This window comes from Chitinophaga sp. YR573 (genome assembly GCF_900110995.1).
Classification (GTDB): Bacteria; Bacteroidota; Bacteroidia; order Chitinophagales; family Chitinophagaceae; genus Chitinophaga.
Genome location: NZ_FOJF01000001.1, coordinates 1115178 through 1133861, shown reverse-complemented (window position 1 = coordinate 1133861; position 18684 = coordinate 1115178). Strand labels below are relative to the sequence as shown.

At 44.7% G+C, this 18684-nt stretch carries 15 protein-coding genes; 8 read left to right on the top strand and 7 right to left on the bottom strand.

Annotation, left to right across the window (positions count from 1 at the left end; translation table 11 throughout):
- The first annotated feature begins 3 nt into the window (after positions 1 to 3).
- The 7 genes from BMW86_RS04760 to BMW86_RS04730 all read left to right on the top strand — a co-directional run bounded on the left by BMW86_RS04760 (position 4) and on the right by BMW86_RS04730 (position 7360).
- Complete coding sequence (locus BMW86_RS04760) at positions 4 to 1026, top strand: PorP/SprF family type IX secretion system membrane protein (protein ID WP_089783561.1); 1023 nt, start codon at positions 4 to 6, stop codon at positions 1024 to 1026.
- Between the two features lie 45 nt (positions 1027 to 1071).
- Positions 1072 to 1662, top strand: coding sequence for a hypothetical protein (locus BMW86_RS04755; RefSeq protein WP_089779461.1), 591 nt, complete (start codon positions 1072 to 1074; stop codon positions 1660 to 1662).
- Between the two features lie 278 nt (positions 1663 to 1940).
- The gene (locus tag BMW86_RS04750; protein ID WP_089779459.1) at positions 1941 to 2639 is read left to right on the top strand and encodes an LOG family protein; all 699 of its coding nucleotides are present in this window, start codon (positions 1941 to 1943) and stop codon (positions 2637 to 2639) included.
- A 72-nt stretch (positions 2640 to 2711) separates the two neighbouring features.
- Positions 2712 to 3356 (top strand): O-methyltransferase, encoded by a 645-nt coding sequence (locus BMW86_RS04745; RefSeq protein ID WP_089779457.1) that lies wholly within the window; start codon positions 2712 to 2714, stop codon positions 3354 to 3356.
- 20 nt (positions 3357 to 3376) lie between these two features.
- Positions 3377 to 4870 carry a glucosaminidase domain-containing protein gene (locus BMW86_RS04740; RefSeq protein ID WP_089779455.1) on the top strand — a complete coding sequence of 498 codons (1494 nt, stop codon included), beginning with the start codon at positions 3377 to 3379 and terminating at the stop codon, positions 4868 to 4870.
- A gap of 41 nt (positions 4871 to 4911) precedes the next feature.
- Positions 4912 to 5448: a hypoxanthine phosphoribosyltransferase gene (hpt, locus tag BMW86_RS04735; protein ID WP_089779453.1), complete on the top strand. Its 537-nt coding sequence runs from the start codon at positions 4912 to 4914 to the stop codon at positions 5446 to 5448.
- Positions 5449 to 5566: 118 nt separating this feature from the next.
- Complete coding sequence (locus BMW86_RS04730) at positions 5567 to 7360, top strand: YfbK domain-containing protein (protein ID WP_089779451.1); 1794 nt, start codon at positions 5567 to 5569, stop codon at positions 7358 to 7360.
- Here BMW86_RS04730 and BMW86_RS04725 read toward each other — a convergent pair whose 3' ends face one another.
- The 3 genes from BMW86_RS04725 to BMW86_RS04715 form a co-directional block, all read right to left on the bottom strand.
- A complete protein-coding gene (locus BMW86_RS04725) occupies positions 7361 to 8308 on the bottom strand; it encodes a class I SAM-dependent methyltransferase (RefSeq protein WP_089779449.1) in 948 nt (315 codons plus the stop codon).
- Between the two features lie 145 nt (positions 8309 to 8453).
- Positions 8454 to 9626: a molecular chaperone DnaJ gene (dnaJ, locus tag BMW86_RS04720; protein ID WP_089779447.1), complete on the bottom strand. Its 1173-nt coding sequence runs from the start codon at positions 9624 to 9626 to the stop codon at positions 8454 to 8456.
- Positions 9627 to 9692: 66 nt separating this feature from the next.
- Entirely contained in the window at positions 9693 to 10271 is a 579-nt protein-coding gene (locus tag BMW86_RS04715) for a nucleotide exchange factor GrpE (RefSeq protein ID WP_255372846.1), read from the bottom strand.
- A 118-nt stretch (positions 10272 to 10389) separates the two neighbouring features.
- Here BMW86_RS04715 and BMW86_RS04710 point away from each other — a divergent pair, with 118 nt between their 5' ends.
- Positions 10390 to 11562: a class I SAM-dependent rRNA methyltransferase gene (locus BMW86_RS04710; RefSeq protein ID WP_089779445.1), complete on the top strand. Its 1173-nt coding sequence runs from the start codon at positions 10390 to 10392 to the stop codon at positions 11560 to 11562.
- A gap of 64 nt (positions 11563 to 11626) precedes the next feature.
- Here BMW86_RS04710 and BMW86_RS04705 read toward each other — a convergent pair whose 3' ends face one another.
- The 4 genes from BMW86_RS04705 to BMW86_RS04690 form a co-directional block, all read right to left on the bottom strand.
- Positions 11627 to 11977, bottom strand: coding sequence for a T9SS type A sorting domain-containing protein (locus BMW86_RS04705; RefSeq protein ID WP_089779443.1), 351 nt, complete (start codon positions 11975 to 11977; stop codon positions 11627 to 11629).
- A 139-nt stretch (positions 11978 to 12116) separates the two neighbouring features.
- Positions 12117 to 12584, bottom strand: a complete 468-nt coding sequence (locus BMW86_RS04700) for a redoxin domain-containing protein (RefSeq protein WP_089779442.1) — start codon at positions 12582 to 12584, stop codon at positions 12117 to 12119.
- 35 nt (positions 12585 to 12619) lie between these two features.
- The gene (locus BMW86_RS04695; RefSeq protein ID WP_089779440.1) at positions 12620 to 13651 is read right to left on the bottom strand and encodes a PorP/SprF family type IX secretion system membrane protein; all 1032 of its coding nucleotides are present in this window, start codon (positions 13649 to 13651) and stop codon (positions 12620 to 12622) included.
- Between the two features lie 24 nt (positions 13652 to 13675).
- On the bottom strand, positions 13676 to 18502 hold the full coding sequence (locus BMW86_RS04690; RefSeq protein WP_177189153.1) for a PKD domain-containing protein: 4827 nt from the start codon (positions 18500 to 18502) through the stop codon (positions 13676 to 13678).
- Positions 18503 to 18684 lie beyond the last annotated feature (182 nt).

Below are 18684 nucleotides of genomic sequence, written 5' to 3'. Positions count from 1 at the left end.
GACATGAAGCAGATTGTAAAATACATAGCCGGTTGTTCAATGCTGCTCATCGCAGTATTGCAGGGCAGCGCCCAGGATCTGCATTTCTCGCAGTACTTCAACTCGCCGCTTACTACCAATCCTGCTAACACAGGATTTATCCCGGATGGTAATTACCGGGTCGGTATCAACTACCGCGATCAGTGGGCCAGCATTCCTGTGCCTTATAAAACGATGTCCGCATTTGGAGATTTCCAGTTGTTCCGCGACAGGCTGGAATATGGCTGGGTAGGTGTTGGAGGGGTAATCCTGCGTGATGTGGCGGGTACGGGTAATCTTACTTCCACCAAGGTATATGGCTCTGTAGCCTATCATCAGTTACTGGGACAAAGCAGTTTGTTATCACTAGGTTTTAATGTGGGTTCTGCCAGTAAAAGGGTAGATGTTACCAAGCTCACATTTGGTGATCAGTGGAATGGAAAGTTCTTTGATGCGCAGGTGCCTACGGCAGAACCTTTCGACCAGACGAAGGTCAGTTATTTCGATATGCAGGTAGGGATGAACTATGCGTATTTCCCTACGGAAAATATTTATATCAATGCCGGTGTGTCGGTACAGCATATCAACAAACCAAGAGAAACATTTTATGCAGATGATAACCAGATATCGCGTCGCGGTATTGTTTTTCTGAATGCAAGTCTGAAAGTAAGTGATAAAGTGATCCTGAATCCTTCTGCATATTACTCAAGACAGGCCAATTCCACTGAGACAGTATTTGGTGGTAATGCTGCTTACAATCTTTCCGGAGACGGCGATAAACAGTTATACGGTGGTCTTTATTACCGCATGCATGATGCCGCAGTATTTCTGGTAGGTTACCAGTTATCAAATGTAAAACTGATGTTCAGTTATGATGTCACCACATCATCACTGGCACAGGCTAATAACCGCCGTGGTGCTTATGAAATAGGCATCGTATACACAGGGATTTATCCTAACCGCAGTTTCTCCAATGCGAAGAGAGCTGCGTTGTGTCCTTCATTTTAACAACGTGCATTAAAGAAGAAATAAAACCATTTTAAAAGGAGAAGTATGAAACGTTTATTGTTATGTTTTTTACTGGTATCAGCAGTACATTTAGCGGAGGCACAGTATTACAAAACAGGAGATACCACCACCACTACAAGCAGTAAGAAAAAAATCGATCCGTCCCGTCTTATCATTGGAGGATCACTTGGATTAGCATTCGGAGATTATACTAATATCAATATCTCTCCATTAATCGGTTACCGTATTTCGCAGTTATTTGCTGCCGGTATTAACATCAATGCACAATATGGTTCAGAACGCTTCCGTGATGCCGGTGGTACTACCATTCAACGTAACCAGTATACGATCTTTGGAGGAGGCGTATGGGGCCGTGTATACCCACTCGATTTTCTGTTCATTCATATACAACCTGAGTATAATGCGGTAAGCCTGAAAAGCACTTACTACAATCCCAAGACTGTCGTTAATGATCATTACGGTGTACCAAGTCTGCTGATGGGTGGCGGTTATTCACAACCGGTAGGTGGTCGTGCATCTTTCAGTATTATGGCATTATACGATGTATTGCAGGATAGCAGATCTCCTTACCAGAATGGACTAATATTAAGGATAGGCGCCAGCTTAGGTATATAAAATTCTATAAATTCTTATCGACAGGAGACTCCGTAAGGAGTCTTTTTTTTTGTATATTACAATGGCCACATGAGCAATCAATGATAATCCACGTTAAATGAAAGCCCCTGCTTACATTTCTCAAAACTATATTTTGAAGTTACGTTATGCTATGGATTAAAATTATGCGGCTGTCCGGCAACGGCAGTTGCATGTTCATAACGTGTTAAATGTTAAGCAGGTTTCTTTTGAGTTACCTGCTTCTTTTCATTATTTTAGCGAACAAATAACTTTCGGCAATGAATGATCGTTTAAAGCATCTGAAGGAAAGAGACTGGACCGAGACCAAAGCACATTCAAGCTGGCAGATCTTTAAGATCATGGCAGAATTTGTAGATGGTTTTGAAGCCCTTGCCAAAATGGGACCCTGCATATCGGTATTCGGTTCCGCACGTACCAAACAGGGAAACAAGTATTACGAGCTGGCGCAGGAAATCGCCCGCAGACTGTCGGATGAGGGATTCGGTATCATCACCGGCGGTGGCCCCGGAGTAATGGAAGCGGCCAACAGGGGCGCACAGGAAGCAAAGGGGAAATCTGTAGGTGTGAACATCACCCTGCCTCACGAGCAATACCCCAACCGGTACGTAGACTACGACAAAAACCTCAACTTCGACTATTTCTTCATAAGAAAAGTAATGTTCACCAAATATTCCCAGGGCTTTATTATGATGCCCGGAGGGTTTGGAACAATGGATGAATTCTTTGAAGTAGCCACACTGATACAAACCAAGAAGATGACGGAAACGCCCATGGTACTGGTAGGTAAGGAGTACTGGAGCGGGCTGCTGGACTGGATTCGCAGTACTATGATGGAGAAAGAGAGTAACATCTCTCCCGAAGATCTTGGGCTGTTAAAACTGTTCGATACTGCGGATGAAGTAGTAGAATATTTCAGGGTATTTTATACCACCAATAAGTTACGGCCTAATTTCTGATGACTCACCTGCGCAATATGAAACCTGCGTTATGCGTTGAGGAATATTCGTAGGTTTGCACAAATTTAGCCCATGGAACTAATACCAGTTGCGGTAGAAGCATACGCGGAAAAGTATACCAGTCCGGAAAGCGGGCTGCTACAGCGTTTGAACCGTGAAACGTATTTAAAGATAGAGCAACCGCATATGTTAAGCGGCCATCTGCAGGGTCAGTACCTGAGCATGGTAAGCCATATGCTGCGCCCATCACGTATCCTGGAGCTGGGTACATACACCGGGTATTCTGCTATCTGCCTGGCGCAGGGCCTCACAGAAAATGGTGTCCTGCATACGATAGATATCAATGAAGAACGGGAAGATATGTGCCAGCGCTATTTCGAAGAAGCCGGACTATCACACAAAATAAAAATGCACATTGGTAAAGCCGCAGGCATTATCACTGAGCTGGATGAGGTGTTTGACCTGGTGTTCATCGATGCTGATAAAGCAGGCTATGAACAGTATTATGATCTTGTGTGGAGTAAAATACGCCCTGGCGGATTTATACTGGCAGATAATGTATTGTATCACGGGGAAACATTGCTGGAAAATTCACAGCAGAGTAACAATGCCAAAGCAATGGTCCGCTTCTGCGAAAAAGTAGCCGCAGATGATAGAGCGGAACAATTATTATTAACGATCAGGGACGGACTCCTGATGATCAGAAAACTTGGCTGATCCCCATTAAATTCACATACATGCGACTAAAGAGATGCTTTTTAGTGGTTAGTTTTCTTATTGGCTGCATGCCATTGCTGAAAGCTCAGACCATGAGTACGGAGCAGTATATAGCTATGTACAAGGACGTAGCTATTAATGAGATGAAGGCAAACGGAATACCGGCCTCCATTACGCTGGCACAGGGAGTGCTGGAAACACAGTCCGGCAATGGCTGGCTGGTGCAGAACTCCAACAATCACTTCGGTATAAAATGTAAGAACAACTGGACGGGCGCTACGGTTAATTATGATGATGATGCCCGTCAGGAATGTTTCCGTAAATACAATAATGCGGCAGAATCTTATCGCGATCACTCTGTATTCCTGAAAGCCAATCCGCGTTATGCATTCCTGTTCCAGTTCCAGTCAGAGGATTATAAATCCTGGGCCTATGGCCTTAAACAGGCCGGTTATGCTACCAGCAAAACCTACCCTCAGCAACTGATCAAGATCATTGAAGATTATAACTTACAGAAATATACATTACAGGGAGAAGGTGTCACCAAAGCCGGTACATTTGAAGATAGCCGTGCAGAGAAAGATGCCGAGAACCGCGATCATCAGCCTGGCAGGGCCACTGCTGCAACGCCATCTGCCTCTTCTTCTGCTACTGCTGCCAATATTCCTAAAGGGGTATTCGAAATCAATGGCCGTAAGGTCATGTATCTGCCCGCTGGTACTGCACTGATACAGGTAGCCAATGATAAAGATATAAAGCTCCGAAACCTTGTTAAGTATAATGATTTAGCAGATGATAGCCCGTTGCCGAAAGATATGTTCATCTACTTACAGAAGAAGAGCAAACAGGGTAAAGATGATTATCATATCGTAAAGCAGGGTGAAACGATGTACGATATTGCACAGGCAGAAGGTATCCAGTTACGCTGGCTGCGTCGCCGCAACAGGATGGACGAAGGCCAGGAACCTGCAGCCGGTGAGAAACTCGCCCTTGGCGGATATGCCAGCAGTACACCACGCCTTGCCAAACAGGCGCCTAAAGAAGATCCTACTGTAGGAGACCTTTCTCCCAAAGCGATCGTAAAGGATGTGAAAGATCAGATGGAAGCTGCCCAGCAGGCAGCCGCGCAGCAACAAGCCGCACAACAGGCCGCAACACCTGCTCCTGCACAGAATAACCTGCCTGCGGGTATGATGGATGACCTGAAGAAAGTAGCGGATGTGAAGCCTGCGGGAGGCAATACAGCACCTGCACCACCGGTAACACCTGCGGCTCCTGTCGTAAATAACAACCCGGCTCCGGTAGCTCCTGTTGTAAAACCACCTGTGGTAAATAATACCCCTGCTCCTGCAAAAACCGGTTCAGGCCCCGTTTACCACGAAGTACAGCCTAAAGAAACATTATACGGTATTGCGAAGCAATACAATGTAAGTATCGCACAGCTGCAGGAGTGGAACCACATCGAAGCCTTCGATATCAAAATAGGGCAGCGCCTTTTAGTAGGAAAAATGTAACAACAGCTTTAACAGGAATATAAAACAGTAAACCAGATCACATGTCTGTTATACAGGTACACGACAAGAAATTTCAACCTTACATAAACGCTGTTGATCTGCAACAGCGTATCAGGGAATTAGCTGCTGAAATCAGCAAAGACTTACAGGGCGAACGCCCATTATTCATCGCTATCCTGAACGGCTCTTTCATGTTCGCCGCAGATGTTTTCAAATATCTCACGATAGAAGCAGAGATCTCTTTCATCAAACTAGTTTCCTACAAAGGCACTAAATCCACCGGTAACGTAGTGACCTCTATAGGTCTGGACGAAGACCTCTATGGCCGCACAGTAGTGATACTGGAAGATATCGTAGACACCGGTAAAACACTCAGCCAGTTTTTACCGCAGCTGGAACACCAGCAGCCTAAAAAGCTCGTAATCGCAGCTCTGCTCACCAAACCTGAAGCACTGCAATACAAAATACCCATCGATTACCTGGGCTTCTCAGTCCCTAACAAATTCCTGCTGGGATACGGCCTGGATTATGATGGCCTGGGACGTAACTTACCAGAGATTTACCAATTGGTGGAATAATTTGATTTTGGGTGCAGGGCGAAGCCCTGCAAAACCCAATCCCCTCACTCTCCGCCACTTATTAAAAATAACTAATCTTTTTTTGTTATATTTATACAACGCGTATATGATATAACGAATGCAAAGGCTTTTTTTGCTGCTCGTCAGCTTAATATTCCTTGTACCTGCAATTGCACAAAAAATCTGGATAACCGGTGCTGTTGAAGATAGTATCTCCCACAACCCCTTACCAGGAGTAACTGTCGAAGTGATCAATGACACGGCTAAAGTAACAACCAATCAATACGGGTTATTCCGTATTCCGGTACCCTCCAGGGATGCTGTATTGTTATTCAGGCACAATAAATATCGCCCCAAACAGGTGGCAGTAGGAAGTTATGACCGTATGCTCGTAGACATGGACGTACAGGATGGTACAGAGGATCCCATCTCCAAAGCTAAAGCCATCGCAAGAGAACGTTCTTCCAACAGCTCCAATCCCAACTACGGTAACTCAGGAATGGGTATCCGTGCTTTCTTCGATGAAACTTATGGTATCCTCTACGAGAATAAGTTTATCCAGACAGCTAACAAAACTACTTCCGCCTTCGCCGTAGATGTAGACAGAGCTGCCTACAGCAATATCCGCCGTTTCGTAAGACTAAAAGAACGCATCCCCGTAGATGCCGTGCGCATAGAAGAGATGGTGAACTATTTCCAGTACCACTACCCATTACCGCCTCCCGGAGAAAAACTGGCTATCTACAGCAGCTACGCCAGCTGCCCCTGGGAACCAGCTCACCAGTTACTACAGATAGCAGTACGCAGCGCTGCTGTAAACATAGACAGCCTTCCACCCAGCAACCTTGTATTCCTCATAGATGCTTCCGGCTCCATGGGTACGCCTAACAAGCTGCCACTCTTACAGGCTGCCTTCCGCATACTGGTCAACAATCTGCGGAAAAACGACCACGTGGCAATTGTTGCCTACGCCGGTACGCCTGGTGTAGTACTGCCCAGCACCCCCGGCAATCAGAAAGAAAAAATCCTGAACGCCATTGACTATCTCAGCGCTGGCGGTGCCACTGCCGGAGAAGCCGCGATTAAACTGGCTTACCAGATAGCAGGAGAGAACTTCATACAGGGCGGTAACAACCGCGTTATCATGGCCACAGATGGCGACTTTAACGTTGGGCAAACCAGCGATCAGGACATGGAGCAACTAATCCTCGGAAAAAAGGAAACCGGTGTCTTATTAACCTGCCTTGGCTTTGGGATGAAAGACTATAAAGACTCAAAACTGGAAACTTTGTCCAGTAAAGGGAACGGGAACTTCGCCTATATAGACAACCTGGAAGAAGCCAGTAAAATCTTCGCCAGGGAATTTGGCAGCACTTTGTTTACAGTCGCCAAGGATGTAAGAGCAGATGTAACATTCAACCCCACCCGCGTAAAAGCTTACCGGCTGATAGGATATGAGAATAAAGTAATAAAAGATGAAGCAACATCCGGAGATAAGATCTGCGGAGGAATTATAGGTCCTGGTCACTGTGCTGTAGCTATCTATGAGGTCATACCACAGCCCGGTACGGACATTGTTCCAAAAGCAGGTACTGACCAAACTATTACAGAAGGCCAGCTGGCGGAGATTACCCTGCACTACAAAGAAGTAGATACGGTATCACATACCGTCAATTATGAAGTCCCTGGTAAGCTCATCTCTTTCACAGATGCCAGTTCCGACTTCCGCTTTTCAAGTGCTGTAGCCCTGTTGGGCATGTTACTGCGGAAGTCTGCCTACAAAGGTAATGGCAACAGTAAAATGGTGCAGGATATTGCTAAAAGATCTTTGGGAGATGACCCCGGAGACTATAGAAAAGAATTCCTGAAGCTGGTAAAAGAGATGAAGAAATCAGGGCATCTGGAAGATTAATTACTTAGTAATCTTATAACATTTCCTGATCAGCTTCTGCTGAAAATCAAAAGGCATTGTTTGTGCTGTTATATCCTTAATAGTAGCAGCATTCACCTGATCAGCCTCCAGCGCGAACCGCCTGTAATTATTACTGAAATAAACCGTTCCTCCTGGTTTGGTAGCACGCAGTACTTTATTCAGGATACTCACATGGTCCCGCTGAATATCCAGGAACTCTTTCATTCGTTTGCTATTGGAGAAAGTAGGAGGGTCCAGTACTACCAGATCAAACTCATCTTCAGGTAACGTATCTAAATACTGTAACACATCAGCATGTACAAAAGGGTGTTTCCCGGCATCAAACCCATTCAGTTTCATATTCTCTTCCGCCCAGGCAAGATAGGTTTTGGAAAGATCTACAGATACGACCTGTGAAGCTCCGCCAGCCGCTGCATACACAGAAAAAGACCCTGTATAACAAAAGAGGTTCAGCACCTTTTTCCCGGCAGCTTCATCACGTACCATTCCTCTTGTAATACGGTGATCAAGAAATAAGCCGGTATCTAAATAATCAGAAAGATTCACTTTAAAAGAAAGCCCGGACTCATGCGCTACCATCTCATGACTCTCAAAAGACAGCTTTTCGTACTGGTCCTGCCGGCTGGCCTTCCGCTGCCGTTGTTTCACCCATATCTTCTCAGGCGCAACTTCCAGCACTTTAGAGATCACCAGCAGGCTGTTATCCAGCCAATCCTCATGTGCATCTTCATCCATCCCATGCGGACGCTGGTACTCCGCCACATATACATGATCTTCATACAGCTCAACACTGAATGGAAACTCATTGATATCATCATCATACACCCGGTAACAGGTAATATTCTGACGACGGGCAGCTTTCCGGAGATGCTTAAACACCTTTACCAGCCGGTTCTCTAGCATTTGTAGTTTGGAAGGATCGAACATGTGTTTGATTTTTGGGTGCAGGGCGAAGCCCTGCAAAACCTCTTCAATTTTTTGTGAGGGTGCGAAGCTCCCTCACAAAAAATCAAATATAAAAAAACCGACTCTCAGAAGAGCCGGTTTAATATATTAATCAGTAAATAGATCATCAGCTGAAAATATCCCTTACTTTCTCAAAGAATCCTTTCTCTGACTTCTCGGGATTAGGCTTGAAGTTCTCAGAAGACTGCGCTTTCTCCAGGAAAGCCTTTTCTTCTGCACTTACCTGCTGTGGTGTCCATACATTCACATGTATCAACTGATCACCTTTCTCATAAGAGTTAACAGAAGGGAACCCTTTTCCTTTTAGACGGAAAATCTTGCCGCTCTGTGTTCCAGGTGGGATCTTGATTTTCGCCTTGCCATCGATAGTAGGCACTTCCACCTGCGTACCGAATACCGCATCCGAGAAGGATATGTACAGGTCATAGGCAACATTCAGCCCGTCACGCTGTAACTCCGGATGTGGCTCTTCTTCTATCAGAATAAGCAGATCTCCGGGAGCGCCGCCTCTTTCACCAGCATTACCTTTACCACTAAGGCTCAGTTGCATGCCTTCCTGCACCCCTGCCGGAATGTCTATGTTCACCATTTCCTCACCATACATACGGCCTTCACCTTTACAGTGTCCGCACTTGCTGGTAATGGTCTGGCCTTCACCATGACAGGTTGGGCAGGTAGTAACGGTCTGCATCTGTCCGAGGAAAGTCTGGGTAACCTTTCTTACCTGGCCGGAACCACCGCATGTACCACAATTCTGGAATGCGTTTTTATCTTTAGCCCCCAGTCCGCCACAATGCTGACAGGGTACATATTTTTTAACTTTGATCTTCTTGTTGGCACCTTTTGCAATCTCCTCATAGGTAAGACGGATCTTGATACGCAGGTTGGAACCACGGGTTCCCCTGGCACGTCTGCCGCCTCCACCACCGCCACCGCGGTTTCCACCGAAGAAGCTACCGAAAATATCATCCCCGAAGATGTCTCCGAAGTTCGAGAAGATATCATCCATGTTCATGTTACCGCCACCGTATCCGCCGCCACCGCGGTTACCGTTCACACCAGCATGACCGAAACGGTCATATTGTGCCCGTTTATCGGCATCACTTAAAACTTCATAGGCTTCAGCAGCCTCTTTGAATTTTTCTTCCGCTTCCTTATTATCAGGATTTCTGTCGGGATGGTATTGCATAGCTACCTTACGGTAGGCCTTCTTAATTTCATCCTGGGATGCAGTCTTGGCAACGGCCAGTATTTCGTAATAATCTCTTTTGGTAGACATATATCACACTAAAGCCGGCAATAATGCCGGCGTGGTTAATGAAAAACATTTCTGTCAGAAAGTCACTTATTTCCCCACTATCACCCTTGCGTGACGGATCAATTTGTCATTAAGATAATAACCTTTCTGCATGTCGTCCACTACCTTGCCCTGTAAGTCCTTGGAAGGAGCAGGTATTTCAGTAATGGCTTCGTGGAGGTCAGGGTTAAAGTCTGTGTGCAAACTTTCCATAGGTTTAAGGCCTTTGTTTTGCAGGGTTGATTTTAACTTATTGAAAACCAGCATGACACCATCTTTTACGGCATTGAGATCTGCGGCGGTTTCCAGTTGTTTGGTTGCTCTTTCGCTATCGTCCAGTACGTCCAGTAAGGAAACAATTACTTCCTTATTGGCCGTTTGCATTAATTCTACACGTTCTTTGGCAGTGCGTTTCTTATAATTATCGAATTCTGCTATCAGGCGAAGATATTTATCCCTCATCTCATCAAGCTCCTGTTGTGTTTTTTCCTGCGCACTTTCATCAGCCAAGGCATCGTTCAGGTGATTGGTGCCGGCCATGTTCTCATCAGCATTTATATTCGGCATGTCTTTACCATTTTCGGTGTCCTGTCCGTTTGTCTGCATATTAATATCGTTTTCTATCATGATGTAATGTTGTCACATAGTCAATTAGCCTGCCAACCAACCCTTTAAAGACAAATTGACACAAATCTAAGGAACAGAGAGGAGCTTTTCTTACCTTTGCGGCCTCGAAACATTGATAATGACTAAAGTTTTTTTAAAGAAAAAGATACAAAACCGCGTGCTGCAGGGCCATCCCTGGATCTTTGGAAATGAAGTAGGGCAGATTGACGGTGATGTAAATGCAGGAGATATCGTAGATGTTTTTACTCATCAGGGCTTCTTTGTAGGCAGGGGATATATCAATCCACAGTCACAGATCCTGGTGCGCCTGCTTACCCGGGATAAAGACGAAACCATCGATGAGCAGTTCTTTTACCGCCGCCTGCTGAAAGCCTGGAAATACCGCCAGCAACTGGGCTATGTGGAAAACTGCCGCCTGGTATTCGGGGAAGCAGATGAAATGCCCGCCCTGGTAGTGGATAAATTCAATGATTACTTCGTTATACAAACCCTGGCATTAGGGATGGACCGCTGGAAAGGCGCCATCGTGGATGCCCTGCAAAAGATCTTCTCTCCAAAAGGGATCTATGAGCGTAACGATGTACCCGTTCGGGAACTGGAAGGTATGCCTCAGCAGAAAGGTTTCCTCACTGCTCCGTTTGATACCAACATTATCATCAAGGAAAACGGCCTGCAATTTCATGTAGATATAGAAAATGGCCAGAAAACAGGCTATTTCCTGGATCAGCAGGATAACCGCCGTGAGATAAAAAATATAGTAAAAGGAGCAGACGTGCTGGAAGCATTCTGTTACACCGGTACTTTCTCCTGCCACGCAGGTTATTATGGTGCTAAAAGTGTAATGGGGCTGGATATCTCCGAGCATGCTGTAAACACTGCCCGTCGCAACGCCCAGCTGAATAAACTGGATGACATCTGTAAATTCCAGGCAGTAAACGCCTTCGACGTACTGAAACAGTGGACAAAGGAAGAAAAGAAGTTTGATGTAGTGATCCTCGATCCACCAGCCTTTACCAAAAGCAGGGAAAACATCAATAAAGCCATCACTGGTTATAAAGAGATCAACCTGAGAGGGATGAAGCTGCTGAAACCGGGCGGGTTCCTGGTAACAGCCTCCTGTACCAACCTGGTACCACCGTCTATGTTCCTGGAAATCATTGATATGGCGGCAAAAGATGCCAAAAAGAAACTGCGTCAGGTCACTTTCCAGACCCAGGCCCAGGATCATCCTATCATGTGGAATATTGAAAATACCACTTATCTGAAGTTCTTAATAGTAGAAGTACAGTAAAAAAGAACAGGGCGAATGATAATCATTCGCCCTGTTTAGTTATGTTAAGAGAAGAAGTATAAAACTACTTGACCACGTTGAATTTGCCGGACTCTATCAGAGTACCTTGTCTGTCACGTAGCTGAAAAATATATATACCACTATAATAATTATCCAGTTCTACTGTAGTACGTGAACTCACGTTCTTTATCTGATCAACCCGCTTTCCTAAAAAGTTGAATACAATAAGATCATAAATCTCGTCGTTATTAGCATGTTGCAATTCAAAATTGATTCTGCTGGTAGCAGGGTTGGGATATAACTTTACGATTTTATTACCACCATCAGTGAATGGGAGTTTATTACTCTGTGCCTTCCCCTGGAAGGTCATCAGACAAATAAAGCATGTTAGCAATAATGTAAAGGTTTTCCACATATTATAAAGATAAAGATTTTTTCAAATATAACGGATTTTTCTTTCTGAATATCTATAGTAAAAATAACAAATGGCAGGCCAAATAGAATGGCATGCCACTAGTTTTGTACAAATTTTAACGCTTTTGAACCTGGTTTTATTATAAGCCAGCTAAGGTATTCTTAACAGCTTCAAAATCAGGTTGATCGCCAGCGCTCTCCAAAACCTGGGCATATCTGATAATCCCTTCTTTATCTACGATAAAAGCAGCCCTTTTGGATACTCCTTTCAGGTCTAAAACAAAATTTTCATAAAAAGCACCATAAGCCTGGGACGCTTCCTTGTTAAAATCAGACAATAAAGGGAAATTCAGCTTCTGATCTTCCTTAAACTTACCCAGGGTAAATGGAGAATCTACTGAAATACCAACTACTGCCGTATTTAAACCATTATACGTTGAAATGTTATCCCGTACGCTGCAAAGTTCTGCGGTGCAGACACTTGTAAATGCCATCGGGAAAAACAGGATCACCAGGTTCTGTCCCTTAAAATCTTCCAGAGAAACTTTCTGTTTTTCTGTATTTACCAGCGAAAATGCCGGTGCCTTACTGCCAATTGTTACGCTCATATCTGTTTTTTTAGATGGTTAATTATGTAAAAGGTTTAAAATCGCGGACAATGTACGCTTTCTAATGTACTGTTCCGGCTGTTCAGGAAACCTTTGAATACCAGTGATAACTCAAATCCGCCAAAAGTCTGACTCGCCGTCTTGAGTTTGGAGATATTGGCATCATAACTCAACCCTAATTCATAAGTATCCATATCTATGCGAAAAGAAGGTATGATCGCGTCATTCCAGCGCATAAATACTCCTCCATATATAGCATGAGTACTTTCCAGCCCCTGGTTCAGCAGGCTGTAACCCACCAGCGCACCGCCAATGTACTCAGAATAACTGCCCATATGCAACTCGTTATACTGCCCGATGACCTTTACCCTTTCATCTACCGGGATCGTAATCCCCGCATTAAAAGTGATCTTCCGGTCCATTGTAATACTGTTATCCTTGAAAAAAGATACTTTAGGTCTGTTAAAATGATAAAGAGCTGCTCCTATGAAATAGTTAACATCTTCTCCAATCGTACTGTTAAAACTCATACCTACGCCTGCATCCAGGTAAGTATACCCACGTAATGCCAGGCGGCCTTCCTCTCCGGTTGCCAGTGTGCCATCATAACGCCCGTTCATGTACTGGTTGTTGAACGTTAACTTGGTAGCATCAAACTGACGCTGCACAACACCCCCGGTAAAACCCAGGGAAAGGAACATGTTCCTGTTCTGACTAAGAGATTTATGATAGTTAATAGCCGGTAATACCTGCACCGATTGCAGTTTGGCAGTACCTGCCCTGTCGTATGTAAACTGGATACCTGTGGTCACAAAATCTTCACTCTTTCCCACCGGGAATTTCAGTTCCGCACTCAATGCTCCCGTCTGATACGGGATCGTCACACTGTTCCACTGATTCCGGTAAACGGCCTGTACGCGATAGTCACCGTTAAAAATACCTATCAGTGCCGGGTTGCGCAAAATAGGCGTCGCATCAAACTGCGACAGGTGAATATCCTGTGCTGCTAATTGCTCTACGCTGCAGATGCTAAGTGCCAATAACAGTTTTCTACAAATCATTCTCATGGCGGCAATGTTTAAATGATAATGCTATCTCAACAGCATTACGTTTCCTTTGAGTGTGAATGGCTCATTGGTATCACAAACCAATTCTGCCACATAAATAAATACATCAGGATTTACCAGTACCCCTTTGGCTTTTCCGTCCCATCCGAAAGCCGGATCTTCTATATTGAAATTGGATCTTTCAAATATCAGCTGCCCCCAGCGGTTATAAATTCTGAAAGACTTCACCGTATTAATACCCTTACCCCTGATATAAAAAATGTCGTTTTGTCCATCTCCGTTAGGTGTGAATGTATTCGGCAGGAATACTACACCAGATTCGCACACCATCTTAATATTGATCTCATCCGAAGCAATACAGCCATACTGGTTAGTAGCTGTTAAACGGTAAGTAGTGGTTTGTTTTGGAGTCGCAGTTGGTGTAAGGCAGTCAATGCAACTCAGCCAGCTTGGTGGGAACCATTCGTATTTGGTTACATCAGCACTAGCCGTTGCTGCTATCTGTATAGAAGATCCTACCGGCAGTTCCACATCTTCTCCTGCATTAACAACCGGTGACGTACGCACCGTTACCACTACATCCTTTGTATCTGTAAAACAATTATCGTTGCCGGTACCTGTTACCTGGTAAGTAGTAGTAACTGTAGGATTAGCAATCGGGTTGGATGCTGTGGCATCATTCAGTCCCGTTACCGGAGACCAGCTGTAATGGGCAGCTCCCGATGCCTGTAACTGTGCTGATTTTCCTTCACAAATCTCCACATCACTTACTGTTAATGTGAATGGCTGTGAAACTTTAATTGTTACATCTGCATTACTTGTACAACCAGTAGCATTTACCGCTGTAACATGATAAATAGTATCTGTTTCAGGAGTCACCGTCGGACTTGCACTATGTATATCTGAGATCTTATAGTCTGTCCAGGTGATGGTGGCATCAGCATCTGAATTAGCCAGCAATTGCACCCCGGTTCCTAAACAGATATTGGCAGTAGCAGGTGTGGGCTTCAGCGCCGGGAATGCTGATACGTCTACCGTTTTGTTATCTGTACTGCTACATACTCCGCTGGCGCTTGTAATCACCAGTTGTACCGGTTGACTACCCGCATTATTAAAGACAATAGGAGGAGGAGTTGTTACATTATAATCTTTACCTGCAACCGTCCATACCCATTTGGTACCAGGCAGGTTCTTGTTATCACGTCCCTGGAGTTGTACCGTTGTTCCTGTACAAATAGGATCAACAGCTATTATCTCCGCCGCTGGTTTAGGCTCTATCACAATATCCATAGTGGTATCGTCCACACAACCATACACGCTGGTGCTGGTAAGTTTTACAGTATAAGTGCCTGGTGTTGGATAATCGAAAGTGGGAGTAGGGCCGGTACCCAGATTATCCGGACGGGAGGGGATGCCAAAATCCCATGCAAAAGAAGGAGATGATCCCATATCCACAGATACACCAGTGGTTTTGTCTGTGAATAAAACAATACCGCCATCACATGCCTGGCTCACATCTGTACTGAAGTCTGCCTGAATCTTATCGGCTACTATTTTAGGATTACCTACCGCTGCTACTTTACATCCCCTGTTATCTTCCAGTAATACTACCGGGAAGTAAATACCTTCCTGAGGATATGTATAAGCAGGAGAAGTAGGAGTAGTGGTTGTAACGGAATATCCATCTCCAAAATCCCAGATATATGTCTGTGTATTCGGAGATACAGCTGTCATGGTAGTCGTCAGTGGCCAGCAACCTGTTTCTGGTGTAACGCTGAATGTACCATCAGGACCCGCAATCGTTATATTTTTCGGACCGGCAGGATCACTTGCGCAATCACCGGCAGAATAAACAGTTAAGCTAACCGGGAAAGTACCGGGTCTTATATAGTTATGCAACGGATCATCTTCTGTAGATGTACTACCATCTCCGAATGTCCATACAGAACGTACATAATCAGTAGAGTTGTTGGTCAGCTGGATTTTTACCGGCGGACAAACATCTGCTGCTACAGCAGGAACTGAGAAGTCAGCTATCGGGTTAGGTACACGCAGGAAATCCTTGATCTCTGCATGAGAAGTACAACCGGTGCTGCCCACAATATCCAGTGTAATGCTGTATACTCCAGGTGTATTATAAGTATGTAAAGGTTCTTTGTCAGTGCTTGTTCCGCCATCGCCAAATGTCCATGCGTAAGTCAGCGGATCTGTTGTAGAAGAATTCGTAAACTGGAATGGCGCTTTCAGACAAGCGATAGAATCGTTGGCGCCAAAGGCGGCTACGATGTTGGCAATATGAACAACATCAGTATAAGTATCAGTACATCCTGTGTTATCAGTTACCGTCAGTTTTACAGGATAATCATTGATAACACTATAAGTATGCGTAACGTTCACAGGTGTGGTAGTCATGGTAACCGGCGCACTGCCATCTCCGAAATCCCATACCCATGAAACGATCGTATTACCGGCGCGGGTAGTAGAAATATCTGTAAAGGAGATCGGCTCATCTTTACACTGTCTTGGATTGATTGTGTAACCCGCAACAGAACCATTCACAGTAATAGTAGCATTATCTGAAACATGCAGACAATTATAAATATCTGTGAGCGTCAGGTTTACTGTATAAACACCCGGTACAGTATAAATATTTGTTGTTTTTGAATTACCTGCTACAGGTGTACTACTGCCATCTCCCCAGCTCCATACAAAACTTTTAAAGTTGTTAGTCTGTACCGGGTCCATGGCAAAGCTAATAGTATCACCACGGCAGATCACCGTTTTGCTGGGATAGATCACCGGTTTATCTGTAATAATATTTACTGTCGTAGAGAATTTGGATTGACAGCTTCCGTTATCAGCGGTTAATACTACTGTGTACACGCCACCTGCTGCGTAAGTATGAGAAGGAGATTGCAAAGTAGAAGTAGTGCCATCCCCAAAATCCCATAACCATTTTTTAGTGGTGCTGCTGCCGAAATCAGATTGATCTACGAAAACACGTTGTAAGATGTTCGCACAATCCGGCGCCATTACAATAAAATTAGCTGCCGGCGGGAAGATTTCAATGTAGTCTGTTTTTGTGAGTTGCTGTGTACACCCATTATTGGTAACAATCAGTGTTACATCATGTTTACCGGTAGTAGCAAATACATACGGTGGATTCTCCAGTGCAGAGCCACCCACAGCGCCGTTGTTCTCTTCAAACAGCCAGGTCCATTCGTCTCCGGCAGGTACTGATTTATTGGTAAAGTTGAAGACAGTAGGCTGACATCCACTGGTTTTATCAACGGTAAAATCCACAATTACAGGCACACCTACTCTCACAGCCAGGGTAGCAGTTTGTGTACATCCTCCCAGCGTGGTGATAGTCAGTTTTACGGTATAGTTACCCTGGGTGGTAAATGTATGTGTAGGTATTTTGGTCGTTGCAGTTCCGCCATCTCCAAAATCCCAGTCGTATTTAACAACAGGATCTGCACTTGCGATAACAGGAGTATAAGTAGCATCCAATGGCACACAACCAGCTGTTGGGCCGGTAATAGTTAATATTGGTTTCTGAATGGTGATGGTATCCCTTGCTGTAGCAGTACATCCTGCTGCATTGGTTGCTACCAGCACTACAGGATATGTACCTTCTGCCGTGTATTTGTGAGCAGGGTTTTGTAAAGTAGAGGTACCTCCATCTGCAAAATCCCATTGCCATGCGGTGGCTCCTGTTGTAACAGGATTAAATGTAGCATTCACTGGTACGGTACAGGCAGTTGCGGGTAATATGGTGAAACTGGCTGTTGGAGGATCGGTAACATGAATTGTTCTTGTAACAGTAGCCTGGCAACCATCTACTGTATTAGCATTCATCACAATCACGTAATCCCCGGCAGCAGGAAATGATTTTACTGCATTGATGGTAGTTTGTACATCACCATCAGGGAATGTCCAGGTCGCAGAAGAAGGATCTGGTTTTGTGGTATTAGTGAAATGCAGATTAGCGCCGCTACAGATTTTCTCCTGTATGGTAAAATCTGCCTGCATGGTAGCGATCTGTATATAATCAGCCTGAGAGAGTGTTTGTGTACATCCATCAGCTGTAGTAGCAGTTAGTTTAACCGTAAATTTCCCTGTTGTAGTATACACGTGGGTAGGGTTCTGATCCGCACTGGTACTGCCATCTCCAAAATCCCATGCATAGGTAACAGCTACAGAAGTGGTAGTGTTCAGCGTAGTATTGTTGGTGAAGTTGACGGTCACCGGAGTTTTACATCCTCCCTGGTTATTACTGGTAAAAGCTACCTGGGGGGTAGCTTTCACTTTTATTGCCTGATCAGCACTGTTTGTACAACCGAAGCTGTTGGTGACAATCGAGCTGGCTATTATATCCATACCCTGGTTGTAGGTGTACGAGGCCGTTGGCCCTGTAGCACCGTTACCATCCCCAAAGTCCCAGTTGATGCTGGAAATGGTACCATCTCCTGCGCTCGACTGGTCCGTAAAAGTTACATTCAGGGGAGTACATCCATCCAGAGGGGTGGTAGTAAATTTTACGGTTGGCTTGTTGTAGACATTAACCGTGTGGCTGGCTGTTCCTGTTTGCCCATTAGGGAATTTAACAGTCAGGGTTACTACGTACACACCGGGTTTACTAAAAGAGCGGGTGGCATTCCACAGCGTGGATTTAGCCCCTCCGTCTCCAAAGTCCCAGGAGGCAGTTCCTCCCGTAGGAGTAGATTTGTTCATGAACTGCACATAAGCAGTTCCACAGCCGGTCCAGTTGTCGGCTGTAAAATCGGTAACATTCTGAGCTTGAGCTTTTGTGCTTGTAAAGAACAAAAATCCAAGAAGGCATAACATGGCATGCCCGGTTAATAGGTGGCGGCGTAGGTGATGTTGGTGTCTCATTCTCCGATATGGCTAAATGTCAGGTCACAGACAAATAGCATAGGTTGAAAAAAAATGATAAAAAAATAAATATAATATATTAAGCTTGATTATTATCGATATGGTGATTAAGTAAACGTAATCAATTTGGCAAT

Bases quoted from the DNA above. Each gene is read 5' to 3' on its own strand.
- BMW86_RS04695 (WP_089779440.1), bottom strand. From the start codon at position 13,651: ATGAGAATGATTTGTAGAAAACTGTTATTGGCACTTAGCATCTGCAGC.
- dnaJ (WP_089779447.1), bottom strand. From the start codon at position 9,626: ATGTCTACCAAAAGAGATTATTACGAAATACTGGCCGTTGCCAAGACT.
- BMW86_RS04700 (WP_089779442.1), bottom strand. From the start codon at position 12,584: ATGAGCGTAACAATTGGCAGTAAGGCACCGGCATTTTCGCTGGTAAAT.
- BMW86_RS04715 (WP_255372846.1), bottom strand. From the start codon at position 10,271: ATGATAGAAAACGATATTAATATGCAGACAAACGGACAGGACACCGAA.
- BMW86_RS04710 (WP_089779445.1), top strand. From the start codon at position 10,390: ATGACTAAAGTTTTTTTAAAGAAAAAGATACAAAACCGCGTGCTGCAG.
- BMW86_RS04750 (WP_089779459.1), top strand. From the start codon at position 1,941: ATGAATGATCGTTTAAAGCATCTGAAGGAAAGAGACTGGACCGAGACC.
- BMW86_RS04725 (WP_089779449.1), bottom strand. From the start codon at position 8,308: ATGTTCGATCCTTCCAAACTACAAATGCTAGAGAACCGGCTGGTAAAG.
- BMW86_RS04760 (WP_089783561.1), top strand. From the start codon at position 4: ATGAAGCAGATTGTAAAATACATAGCCGGTTGTTCAATGCTGCTCATC.
- BMW86_RS04690 (WP_177189153.1), bottom strand. From the start codon at position 18,502: ATGTTATGCCTTCTTGGATTTTTGTTCTTTACAAGCACAAAAGCTCAA.
- hpt (WP_089779453.1), top strand. From the start codon at position 4,912: ATGTCTGTTATACAGGTACACGACAAGAAATTTCAACCTTACATAAAC.
- BMW86_RS04705 (WP_089779443.1), bottom strand. From the start codon at position 11,977: ATGTGGAAAACCTTTACATTATTGCTAACATGCTTTATTTGTCTGATG.
- BMW86_RS04745 (WP_089779457.1), top strand. From the start codon at position 2,712: ATGGAACTAATACCAGTTGCGGTAGAAGCATACGCGGAAAAGTATACC.
- BMW86_RS04755 (WP_089779461.1), top strand. From the start codon at position 1,072: ATGAAACGTTTATTGTTATGTTTTTTACTGGTATCAGCAGTACATTTA.
- BMW86_RS04740 (WP_089779455.1), top strand. From the start codon at position 3,377: ATGCGACTAAAGAGATGCTTTTTAGTGGTTAGTTTTCTTATTGGCTGC.
- BMW86_RS04730 (WP_089779451.1), top strand. From the start codon at position 5,567: ATGCAAAGGCTTTTTTTGCTGCTCGTCAGCTTAATATTCCTTGTACCT.